Source organism: Pseudomonas sp. GW822-FHT02G04 (assembly GCF_058802085.1).
Genome location: NZ_JBXANU010000009.1, coordinates 14,676 through 26,274 on the forward strand (window position 1 = coordinate 14,676; position 11,599 = coordinate 26,274).

At 44.7% G+C, this 11,599-nt stretch carries 9 protein-coding genes; 8 read left to right on the plus strand and 1 reads right to left on the minus strand.

Annotated elements, in window-relative coordinates:
- Positions 1–30: 30 nt before the first annotated feature.
- Positions 31–864: a UTP--glucose-1-phosphate uridylyltransferase GalU gene (galU, locus tag AC1RO5_RS13830; protein WP_018928284.1), complete on the minus strand. Its 834-nt coding sequence runs from the start codon at positions 862–864 to the stop codon at positions 31–33.
- 647 nt (positions 865–1,511) lie between these two features.
- Between galU and AC1RO5_RS13835 the strand changes: the two genes are divergently transcribed.
- The 8 genes from AC1RO5_RS13835 (at position 1,512) to AC1RO5_RS13870 (ending at position 11,567) form a co-directional block, all read left to right on the plus strand.
- Positions 1,512–1,952: a low molecular weight protein-tyrosine-phosphatase gene (locus AC1RO5_RS13835; RefSeq protein ID WP_493175526.1), complete on the plus strand. Its 441-nt coding sequence runs from the start codon at positions 1,512–1,514 to the stop codon at positions 1,950–1,952.
- A gap of 46 nt (positions 1,953–1,998) precedes the next feature.
- Complete coding sequence (locus AC1RO5_RS13840; RefSeq protein WP_493175529.1) at positions 1,999–4,224, plus strand: polysaccharide biosynthesis tyrosine autokinase; 2,226 nt, start codon at positions 1,999–2,001, stop codon at positions 4,222–4,224.
- A 240-nt stretch (positions 4,225–4,464) separates the two neighbouring features.
- Positions 4,465–5,748 carry an oligosaccharide flippase family protein gene (locus AC1RO5_RS13845; RefSeq protein ID WP_493175531.1) on the plus strand — a complete coding sequence of 428 codons (1,284 nt, stop codon included), beginning with the start codon at positions 4,465–4,467 and terminating at the stop codon, positions 5,746–5,748.
- Complete coding sequence (locus AC1RO5_RS13850; protein ID WP_493175533.1) at positions 5,745–6,926, plus strand: polysaccharide pyruvyl transferase family protein; 1,182 nt, start codon at positions 5,745–5,747, stop codon at positions 6,924–6,926. The genes AC1RO5_RS13845 and AC1RO5_RS13850 overlap by 4 nt, the downstream gene beginning before the upstream one ends.
- On the plus strand, positions 6,927–8,159 hold the full coding sequence (locus AC1RO5_RS13855; RefSeq protein ID WP_493175535.1) for a Coenzyme F420 hydrogenase/dehydrogenase, beta subunit C-terminal domain: 1,233 nt from the start codon (positions 6,927–6,929) through the stop codon (positions 8,157–8,159). It abuts the gene before it with no gap.
- A gap of 146 nt (positions 8,160–8,305) precedes the next feature.
- Positions 8,306–9,457, plus strand: coding sequence for an O-antigen ligase family protein (locus AC1RO5_RS13860; protein ID WP_493175537.1), 1,152 nt, complete (start codon positions 8,306–8,308; stop codon positions 9,455–9,457).
- Between the two features lie 22 nt (positions 9,458–9,479).
- Positions 9,480–10,463 (plus strand): glycosyltransferase family 2 protein, encoded by a 984-nt coding sequence (locus AC1RO5_RS13865; RefSeq protein ID WP_493175538.1) that lies wholly within the window; start codon positions 9,480–9,482, stop codon positions 10,461–10,463.
- A gap of 3 nt (positions 10,464–10,466) precedes the next feature.
- The gene (locus tag AC1RO5_RS13870) at positions 10,467–11,567 is read left to right on the plus strand and encodes a glycoside hydrolase family 99-like domain-containing protein (protein ID WP_493175540.1); all 1,101 of its coding nucleotides are present in this window, start codon (positions 10,467–10,469) and stop codon (positions 11,565–11,567) included.
- Positions 11,568–11,599 lie beyond the last annotated feature (32 nt).

Below are 11,599 nucleotides of genomic sequence, written 5' to 3' on the forward strand. Positions count from 1 at the left end.
TGATAAAGACCATATCGGGGGACAGCAACATCACAGGGCGTTTTGATGCAGATGCTCGAAGCAGAAGTTGGTGGCTTCGATATAACCTTCGGCACCGCCACAGTCGAAGCGTCGACCCTCGAACTTGTAAGCCAGTACGCAGCCGTTCTGGGCCTGCTTCATCAGCGCATCGGTGATCTGGATTTCACCGCCCTTGCCAGGTTCGGTGTCAGCGATCAGGTCGAAGATGTCGGGGGTCAGAATGTATCGACCGATGATCGCCAGGTTGGACGGGGCGTCTTCCGGACGGGGTTTTTCGACCATGCTGTTGACCCGGTAAATCCCCTCGCGAATCAACTCGCCGGCAATCACGCCGTATTTCTGAGTCTGCTCGCGGGGTACTTCCTGGATCGCCACGATCGAACAGCGGAACTGCTCATAAAGCTTGAGCATTTGCGCCAGAACTCCATCCCCCTCCAGGTTCAGGCACAGGTCGTCGGCCAGCACCACGGCGAATGGCTCATCACCGATCAACGAGCGGCCGCTGAGAATGGCGTGCCCCAGGCCTTTCATTTCCACCTGACGGGTGTAGGAAAAGCTGCAGGTATCGATCAGCTCGCGAGTGCCGTGCAGGAACTTTTCCTTATCGGTGCCACGAATCTGGTGCTCCAGCTCGTAGCTGGTATCGAAATGATCCTCCAGCGCGCGCTTGCCGCGGCCGGTGACGATGGCCATATGTTGCAGACCGGCGTCACGCGCTTCCTCGACGGCATACTGGATCAGCGGCTTACTGACAATCGGCAGCATCTCCTTCGGCATGGCCTTGGTGGCAGGTAAAAAGCGGGTCCCATAACCGGCGGCGGGGAACAGGCATTTACGAATCATGGAAGCGTCCTTGAAAGTAGACTGATGGAGTGGCTAATGGCAGTAGGAAAGATGGCGGAGCCGGTCACGCTGGGGAGTGCGGGCTCTGAACGGCCCGATCACTCGAGAAAAATGTTCGCAACGCGCCAGGGGCTGCGAAAGTTCTGCACACCAAGCTTCTCGCCAGGCGCGGGCAAGGGAGACATCGAGCAACCGATTGCCCGGCGAGCATGCCCAGTTGTTCCACGGCATGCTCGTGACGTAACCCGCTGTAAATAGAGTTATTGCCCAAGGCGTCCCTTACCCAACTACTAACCAAATGTTCGACACCCTGGCAATGCACTAGCGGAACGGCTATACATTAGTCATTCGCTATTTCAGTGTAATTTAGATTGAACGATCGCTAGAAAACGACAACCGTTAGAAATTGTCTGGATAAATTTACCAACTGTTATTTTCACACTTTGAAGAGTGTGATGTTATTTTTTGTCTGGATAAAAAGTTGGGGGCTGTTCAAGCGCCATGGTAATAAATACGCATTGACTGTTTGAAAGTTTCAGTCGCAGTTCCTGGTCATTATAAATGACCGGGCTCATTCGTAATTTAAAGCTCTTATGTTCGGCAAGTGCTAGGTCACCGCCAATGTTGACAAGACGGGGAAGGTCATCTTGCTTAAAAGGGTTTTGATTGTCTGTGTTGGCAATATATGCCGCAGTCCCACCGCGGAGCATTTGCTGCGTGGGGCACTCGTCCATTCCGATATTCAGGTCAGTTCAGCCGGCCTTGCCGCCCTGACGGGCAAGCCCATCGAGGCGACGGCACACGCCGTACTCACGGAGCATGGTCATCTGCCCCATGAGCACCAGGCCGTTCAACTCACTTCTCAAGCCGTCAGTGAGGCGGACTTGATTCTGGTGATGGAGCGGCGGCATGTCAGTGGCGTGCTCAACATTGCCCCTGAAGCGCGGGGCAAGGTGTTGTTGTTGGGCAAATGGCAGGACGATCGAGAGATCAGCGACCCCTACCGTCAAGGCAAACCTGCTTTTGTGCACGCTTATGCGTTGATCGAAGAAGCCGTACACGCATGGGCACAGCGTCTAGCACGCTGATGGCCACTTCCTTTTTGAATCGTAATCAAGGCAAAGAATCCGACTTATGCAGCAAGCACCGGTAGTCAACGTGCGGGACGACGACAATGACGAGATTGATCTTCTCGGCCTGTTTGGAACACTCATCGACCATAGATGGCTGATTGCCGCGATTACCGGTGCCTTCATGGTGGCCGGGGCCGCGTATGCGGTGCTGGCGACACCGGTATTCCAGGCGAATGCGTTGTTGCAGGTCGAAGCGAAGAAGAACGATCTGTTAGGTTTCTCCGATGTCAGCAGCATGTTGGGAAAAGAGTCGCCTTCTGTGACCGAGATCGAGCTGATCAAGTCTCGTGCGGTGATTGGTAAAACGGTCGATAACCTGAAACTTGATATTGTCATACAGCCGAAGTATTTCCCGGTTGTCGGTGAGTTCCTGGCGCGTCGATTCCAGAATAAAAAACCCGGTGAAATAGCCGACCCCTTGTTGGGGTTGAACAGTTTCGCCTGGGGAGGGGAGTCGCTGAAGATATTCAAACTGGATCTTCCCGACTCGCAACTGGGCAAGAAGTTAACCCTGACCACGGGTGAAAATGGCCATTACACTTTGGTGGACGAAGACGACAATCTACTGGTCTCCAGTCAGGCGGGACAACTTTTCGAAAAAAATGGCGTTACGTTTCAGATAGAGGAAATGCATGCCAATCCTGGGACTCGCTTCAGAATCATCCGCAATTCTCGCCTGACCAGCATCCTCGACTACCAAGAGGATTTGGATGTAACCGAGCGAGGAAAAGAGTCGGGCATGATCGGGCTGGCGCTGGAAAGCACAGATCCGAATCAGGCCATTGAAACACTCAATGAAATTGCCGCTATTTATGTGCGGCAAAACGTAGAGCGCACTTCTGCTGAGGCGGCGCAGAGCCTGGCGTTTCTCAAAGAGCAACTTCCGGTGGTCAAGCAGGACCTGGAAAAAGCCGGGAATGCCTTGAATGAATACCAGACGCGCAGCAAGTCTGTGGACATCACGCTCGAAACCAAAGCCATTCTCGATCAGATTGTCGGGCTTGATACCAGCATCTCAGAGCTGAAGTTGCAGCAAGCCGAGATGGACCGCAAATTCACCCGCCAACATCCTGCCTATCGCGCATTGTTGACCCAGATCGGGGAGTTGAGCAGCAAGCAGAAAAATTTGGCGTCCAAGGTGGAGAGCCTTCCCTCCACCCAGCAAGAACTGCTGAGCCTTACCCGGGATGTAGAGGTCGGTACGGCCATTTACACCCAGTTGCTGAACAAGTCTCAGGAGCTGGATGTGATGCGAGCGGGGACCGTGGGTAACGTGCGTGTGATCGATACTGCGGACGTTAATTTCCTCAAACCGGTCAAACCGAAAAAAGCCTTGATTGTATTGGTTGCTACGATTTTTGGCGGCTTCCTGGCAGTGGCCTTGGTGCTGATACGCAAGGCTCTGAACCGGGGGCTCGAAAGCCCGGAAGCCATCGAGCAACTGGGGTTGCCGGTCTACGCATCGATCCCCTACAGCATTCTGCAGAAAACCGAAGAAGACAAAGTCTCCCGTGGACGAGGGCGTTCCAATGGGACTTCATTACTGGCCGTCACTCATCCTACCGATCTGGCAATCGAGGCACTGCGCAGTTTGCGTACCAGTCTGCACTTCGCCATGCATGAGGCCGACAATAACCGCTTGATGATTTCCGGGCCCAGTCCTCAAGTGGGTAAAACGTTCGTGTCGGTCAACCTCGCGGTGGTGATAGCACAAACCGGTCTGCGGGTATTGTTGATCGATGTCGACATGCGCAAGGGTTATCTGCACAAAGTGTTGGGTGCTACTTCAGATAATGGGCTCTCCGATATCCTGGCCCGGCGCTGTGATGTGGCCACGGCTGTCCATAAGACCGAAATCGACAACTTCGACTTTATCAGTCGAGGCCAAATCCCGCCCAATCCTTCCGAGCTACTGATGCACGCCAATTTCAGTGCGCTATTGGAGCAGGCGAGCAAGCAATACGATCTGGTGATTCTCGATACGCCGCCACTACTGGCGGTGACAGATGCGGCGATTGTCGGGCGCCTGTCCGGGACCAACCTGATTGTGACGCGCTATGGCCTGAATCCGGCGAAAGAAATCGAGTTGACGGTCCGTCGGTTCTCCCAGAATGGCGTTGTCATTAAAGGTGCGATTTTCAACGGCGTGGAGAAAAAAGCCTCCAACAGATATGGCTACAGTGATTATGGTTATTACCACTATGCCTACGCCTCCGACAAAAGTTGATGAGTATCGAATAGGTCGCGTCATAAGTTCAGATGTTTGATAGCGTTGCTATTATTCTTGGGTTTTATCGTTCACTGCTGCTCCGGATCATTAGCCAATAGGCATGATCAAACCGATATTTCATGGAAACATCACGTCCTGAGGAATAAGACGAAAAATCCTGGGGCGGTAGCGTGCCCGCGCTCTCTAGAGAGCTTGTAAAGGCCAAAGGGTTTGTCAGTGATTCGAAAAATATTTTTCATGGGTTTTACCGTATTTGTTCGACTGTTAACTAACGTCGCGCTATTCGTTTTTATGGCGCGTTATTGGAATGTATCTGAGTTTGGTGAATTCATATACATATATACAGCGGCAACGATAGCATGTTTGATTGTGGATTTTGGGTTCACTCAAAGTATCTTGCGTGATATAGGGGTTAACAAAGGTCAAGAAGGGCAGATACTCGCTGATGTTATAAAGGCTAAGTTGGCGTTGTCATTGGTATTGCTCCTTGTTTCAGCGCTAACGGTAATGTACTTGAAGCTTCATATGTACCAGGTGATTTTGTTTTTTATTGTTTTAGCTTCATGTGTTATGACCTCGTTTTCTGAATCTATGAATGCGGTGTATAGGGGCATTAATAAGTACCATTACGAAGCTGCAATTACACTGATCAGTAACTGTGTATATTTTTCTGTGCTCATGATGATTTTGATTGTGGGAGGGAGGGCGGAAAGTGTTGCATTGGGTATGCTCTTTTGCAAAGTGGTACAGCTTGCTTTGTCCTGTACTATCTATAAGTTTATAGACTACCAACAGATGATCCGGGGTAGTCTGAAAAAGACCATAAACGATATAAAAAGAAATACGGCTTTTGGAATAGATGCGTTTTTAACTAACTTGGTGACCAGTGTTGATACTCTTATTGTGGGATATTTGCTAGGGCACAACGCAGTGGGTATATATCAGGCAGGAATGCGCCTATTACAAGGTGCAAATACGGGGGCGCAAGTCTTGTCTAATGTTTATCTCCCGAGTCTTTCAAGGCATAACGCTGATGACGACAAGTTAAAAGCTCTGATAGTCCGGCTGTATTTTAAGATGCAGTTGTTAGGCGGTCTAGGAGCGGTGCTGTTCATATATGGCTCGGCATTAATGACAAGCGTCATTTACGGAGATAAATATGTAGAGCTAGTAAGCTTACTTCCTCTTATAGGTGTTTTGCTGATGCAGAGATATTTGGCGGCAGCACACGGGATAGTCTTATCTAGCTTAGGGCATCAAAGTTATCGGGCTTTTTACAACGTTTTAAGCATGCTAATTTTTTTAGCGCTATCTGTATTGGTTGCGCCATATTTGGGAATAAAGGGGATTATAGTTTCTCTTCTGGTTTCTATTTTGGTGCTGCACGTGCTTTATATTTTTAGGCTAATTAGCAGTAACGTACCATTGGGGCTGTCGAAACAAAACATAGCGCTAACCATCGGATTCTATATGCTTATAGCTATCTTTTTTATTAATCACTTTGAAAGAATTGCGCAATGAAAAAAATTGGACTTTTATGGCATAATTATCCCTCTGAAAATTTAGGTGTGGGAGCTTTAAGTTACAGTCATTTTTGTTTGATTGAAGAGGCTCTTAAAGACCTTAATTTAGATGTCGGTTACCACGTCATTGGAATGATGCCGTCGACGGATAATGAATTTCAAAAAGCGACGACACGCAAAGTAAGTTATTCTCAATTTTCGATAAGGCAAATAGCTAAAAATCCGTTAAAGCTACTTGAGATAAAGAAGGCGATATCTGAGTGCTTTATTGTGTTTGATTTGAGTGAGGGTGATAGTTTTACGGATATATATGGTTTTAAAAGATTTCTTCAGCAGGCATTGAGTAAGGCACTAGTGATTAATTGCGGTAAAGAACTTGTGCTTAGCCCCCAAACTATTGGGCCGTTTAACAAGGGGTATGGAAAGGTTGTATCAAATTTCATTCTAAAGAAAGCGAGTGCTGTGTTTGCTCGAGATGAGCAGTCCTATCGTTATCTAGTAGAAAATGGACATCAGCGTAACTCAAGCGTAGTAACCGACCTGGCTTTTGCACTACCGTATAACCGTGAAAATGTTCAAAAAGCAAAAGAAAATATAGATGTAGGGATCAATATTTCCGGGTTGCTAATGAATGGAGGGTACAACGGGGAGAATCAATTCGGATTGACGATTAACTATCCGAACTTGATCGAGAGTGTTATTAAAGAGTTTTCGAAGGATGGCAATGTTAGAGTGCACTTAGTCTCGCATGTCATAACTGATAGGTATGCGATTGAAGATGATTATCGCGCTAGCTTGAGTGTTAAGAATAAATTTCCTGAGTGTGTATTGGCGCCTAAATTTTCTTCACCTGTAGAGGCAAAAAGTTATATTTCGAATTTGGACTTTTTTACCGGTGCGCGTATGCATGCAACAATTGCGGCCTTTTCTAGCGGGGTGCCCGTAGTGCCTGTGGCGTACAGTCGTAAGTTTAGCGGGTTGTATGGGACATTAGGGTACAAAAATTTAGTAGATGGTCAATCTGATACAACTCAAGCCGCTATTGATGCAATTTTAGAAGGTTACGCTGATAGAGAAAATCTTGCCAAAGAAATAAACAAGAGTAATGTCTTGGCACAAACTAAGCTCGGTGTATATAAAACTTTCCTGAAAAGAAAATTTGAGAGCTATGAATAAATGAGCTCAAATATCATTAAGTTAGTAGAGAAAAACAATCTATGTACTGGGTGCGGGCTGTGTGAAAGTATCGCGGGTGCCAGTAATATTAAGGTTGCAATGAATGATGAAGGATATTTAAGGCCGACAATTTATAACGAGCTGAAGCTGTCGGATTCAATGGTTATAAAAGATGTTTGTCCAGGATTGAATGTTAGTCACGCTACTGCTAGTAAAGATCATCACCCATTGTGGGGCGTTGTCGATACCATTTCTATTGGTGCTGCGTCAGATAGCGAGGTTCGTCTAAAAGGGTCATCTGGTGGAGTCTTGAGTGCACTTCAAATATATCTATTAGAGGAAAAAATAGTAGATTACGTCGTGAATACTTGTGTGGGTGATGAGAATCCGTTCGATACACAAGTTAATATAGCAAAAAATAGAGCTGAAATATTAAGCGCTACTGGTTCTAGATACTCTCCCTCGGCCCCTTTAAATACTATTGTTAGTTTGTTAGACAGGCCGGGAACCTTTGCTTTCGTCGGAAAGCCTTGTGATGTGGCAGCTTTGAGAAGATTGGCAAAGCACGACAAGCGAGTAAACGACAAAATTAAATATATGCTGTCGTTCATGTGTGCCGGTGTTCCCAGTAAAAAAGGTACTCTGAAAATTGTTAAAGATTTAGGAGTAGAGGAATCTGAAGTTAAAGACTTTAGATACAGAGGTGATGGTTGGCCAGGGTCTGCTACAGTCACACTCAAGGACGATACCACAAGATCTATGTCCTATGAGGAGTCATGGAGATATGTTCTTAGTCCGCGAGTACAATGGCGTTGTAAGTTATGTCCCGATGGCACAGGTGAATTTTCAGATATTACAGGTGCTGATGCCTGGCATGTTGCGGAGGATGGATCGCCTGATTTCTCAGAAAGGGATGGCCAGAGCTTTATTATTTCTAGAAATAAAGCAGGGCAAAATCTCTTGGAGCAATGTATTAAAAGTGGATATATAAACATTTCCAGTGAAGTGGATTGTACTAGAGTAGAAAAGGTTCAGTTTCATCAAGCATATAGAAAGAAAACATTGTTGTTTAGGTTCTTGGCTCTAAGGCTGATTGGCTTGGTCGTTCCAAAATATAATACAAGTCTTCTGTTGAAGGCAACTATGCTCGCTACGCCTGTATCTTTATTAAGATCATTTGCAGGTACAGTAAAGCGTGGACTCAAGATGAGAGAAAATAGGAAGAATGTCTGAGTATGTTATATAGACTATACTTGGCATACCTCACGTTATTTACTTTGTGGCCAACGTATGCGGGTCTTAAAGTTTCGGGTCTACCTATACTTAATATTCAGAGGGTGTACGCCTTACTGTTAATAGTGTTGACGGTGTTTTCAATATTGGCTTCGCCAAAAAATATGACGATCGCGTATAGAAGTTTTCGCGAAAGCTCCCGCTCGGTAGTTCTTGTAAGTTCATTTTTTTTGTGGCGATTAATATCATCTGTTTTTTCGGAAGATCCTATATATTCAGTTTTTATTGCTGCTTTAGATGTTCTCTTACAGTATTCTTTTTTTGTAATAACTATTTTGTTGGTGACAAGTAAGCAGAAGATAATTGAGGCGCTTAAGTTTGTGTTATATGGTGCGGTCATAGTTTCTGTGATTGGGGTTGTTGAGTCTTTAATTAAAGCTAATATGTTTTATAGTTTGGTTCCTAGAAGCGCAATGGAAACGGGGTATGTTGCATCGGCGTTAACGGAAAAAATTAGGGGGACTTACAGGGCTCAGGCTGGTTTCTTGCATCCGTTAGTATTGGCTGAGTACTTGATATTAACTATTCCAATAGCGATTTTGTTTTTAAAAACAAAAATCAGTAGGCATATAAAACTTGCTTCCGTCACGGTTTTGTTGCTTGGGATATATACGCTGATTTCTACTGGGTCGAGAGCTGGAGTCCTTATTTTTGTACTTCAGCTTGGGCTTATGTTTCTGTTTAAATTGATCCGGGACCTAAAAAATCAACGAAAGATAATGCCCATTGTTAGATCGTTTTTTATGATTGCTGTTTTGTTTGCGGGTATTCCAGTCGCATATAATTTTGCGAGTCTTGCACTTGAAGGGCAAAGTAATTCTGAATCAATGAGCACTCAAGCAAGAATTGATCAGTTTAATCTTGGGCTGGATACATTTGAGAAGCATCCACTGGTAGGATGGGGGCCTGGGTTGGCTGTGGATCATGTTGCAAGTTCAAATGTCACAACGGGTGAAAAGTCAGTTGATAACTACTATCTAACAATTGCAGCTGATTCCGGATTGCCTGCGTTTATATTTTTTGTTTGTATAGTGGTAGCTTATTATCGGAAGGCAAGAAAGCTTACGGCTAAGTTGGAGTCGCCGTATAGCAGTGTGTCGGACGGTCTTTCAATATCGTTGTTTGGGTTTTTAATATTTTGTGCTGTATTAAGCACCTTTGAGGTGTTTACGTTGGCATATGTATATTTTGCGCTTCTAACTAAACTTGAAGTCTTTCAAAAAAACAAAGGTTCATAATTTTTTAGTAAGGGGCGACGAGATGGCTAATTCAAGTGGTTCTGTGACTATTCTGCTTTCAACATATAACGGTGAGAAGTATTTAAGAGAGCAGATAGATTCTATTGTTCAACAACGATACCAAGATTGGGTGTTGCTTGTAAGGGATGATGGTTCTTCTGATAGCACGCTTGAAATTGTGAAATCTTATTCGGCAAAAGATGCACGGGTGCAGATAATTGCTGATGATTATGGAAATCAAGGCCCAGCCGGGTCATTTATTAAACTTTTGGCTTGTGTTGAAACAGAATATTTTATGTTTTGCGATCAAGATGATGTTTGGTTGCCGAATAAGGTTTGTGACAGCATAAAAATTCTTAAGTCCTATGATGGGCCACATTTGGTATTCACTGATCTAAAGGTCGTGGACGAGCGTTTGCGGGAAATATCAAGCTCTTTTATGGACAAAAGTAGATTTGATCCTATAAAAGGAGTCAATTTCTCAAAACTACTAATTCAGAACGTCGTTGTTGGGTGCACGATTGCGGCGAATAGAAAACTACTTGAAGAAAGTAAACTATCCGCATCTGCTACACCGAATAACATAATGATGCACGACTGGTGGCTGGCGTTGGTCGCATCTAGTTTAGGTAAAATCACTTATTTGGATAAGCCTACTATTCTTTATCGCCAGCATGGAGGTAATTGTCTAGGTGCCAAAGACTCCGGCTTTCGGCATTATCTACGACTTCTATATAATCAAAAGCCTTGGTTAAAAGCTCAAAAATATCTAAACAGGGTTGTATTGCAGGCTGCTAGTTTTAATGAGTGTTACGGTTGGAGAGTAATACCTTCTCAGCAGAAATTGTTATCTTTAATTGTTGAGTTGAGAAGTGGTTCAGTTGTTTTAGGTTTATCGAGATGTTTTTTCTCTGGTATTAGTATGCATAAACTAGATCGAAATGTAGCTCTGCTATTGTCCTTTGTTTTCGGAAGGTTGGAAGACCGGAAGACTGTGGAGAGTTAGCCTGTGAAAAGATTTGGTGCAAGGGCTGTTAGTTTTTTTGCGAAACAGTTTTTTCGCGCTGTCGTGATCTTTTTTATTTTGCTCAACAGTTGCTTTGGTGAAGATGTTACCAGTATAGGCGTGTATTATTTTCCAGGTTGGAAGCAAGAGGCTCCATTGATCAAGCGTCCGCCATGGGATTTAATAAAAAGGTTCCCTGATAAAGAACCATTGCTTGGCTGGTATAAGGATGGATCGAAAAATGTGACTTCTAAGCAGTTGATGTGGATGAAAGACAATCACATTGATTTCGTAGTCTATGACTGGTATTGGGTCCCGAAATATGGGGTGACTCTAAATCATGCCATTGATTCATTTATAGAGCACAGCAAAACAACAGGCATTGATTTTGCGATCTTATGGGCAAACCACACTGATACACCATCAAGTTTAAGGCAGTTTGATGAGGTTGTTGCATATTGGCTAAAAAACTATTTCGTCAACAGTAATTATAAGAAAATCAATGATGAACCGGTCGTAGTAATTTTTTCACCAGAGTCTCTTGAAAAACATGCAAAACAATTTGGAGAGACTACCAAAAGCTTGTTGGCCCGAGCTCGGCAACAAGCAAGAAATGAAGGCTTTAAGGGCATATATTTTATATCCAATACGGCGCCGATTGATAACGTTGTTAAGAAAATATTACCTGATGCAACTTATGATGCACTAACTGCTTATAACTACCAATCTGCTCCTGCGTTAAGGCAGAATTTATATAAGCAGTCTCGCTCTTATGCTGAGTTGTCTGATGCTTATCAGGAAAATTGGAGTTGGATGATTAACAATTCGCCGCTGCCGTACCTTGTGCCAGCTACCTCCGGCTGGGATCGAAGACCGTGGGGTGGGAGTATTGATCCTTTACACGATAGTTCTATCAGTACGCCAGAAGAATTTGATCATCATATGCATGAAGCTATAACTACTGCTCGCTCCAATAAAGAGAAAACTCACAATACTGTGATTATATGTTGTTGGAATGAGTATGGTGAGGGTTCGTATATAGAGCCAACGAAGAAGTATAGGTTTAGATATTTGGATGCGATAAAAAGAAATTTTTTAAAATGAAGGTTTGTTGTTTATGTCGATAATTTTGGGGG

Coding starts and splice junctions, on each gene's coding strand:
- galU (WP_018928284.1), bottom strand. CDS start 864: ATGATTCGTAAATGCCTGTTCCCCGCCGCCGGTTATGGGACCCGCTTT.
- AC1RO5_RS13840 (WP_493175529.1), top strand. CDS start 1,999: ATGCAGCAAGCACCGGTAGTCAACGTGCGGGACGACGACAATGACGAG.
- AC1RO5_RS13845 (WP_493175531.1), top strand. CDS start 4,465: ATGGGTTTTACCGTATTTGTTCGACTGTTAACTAACGTCGCGCTATTC.
- AC1RO5_RS13850 (WP_493175533.1), top strand. CDS start 5,745: ATGAAAAAAATTGGACTTTTATGGCATAATTATCCCTCTGAAAATTTA.
- AC1RO5_RS13855 (WP_493175535.1), top strand. CDS start 6,927: ATGAGCTCAAATATCATTAAGTTAGTAGAGAAAAACAATCTATGTACT.
- AC1RO5_RS13865 (WP_493175538.1), top strand. CDS start 9,480: ATGGCTAATTCAAGTGGTTCTGTGACTATTCTGCTTTCAACATATAAC.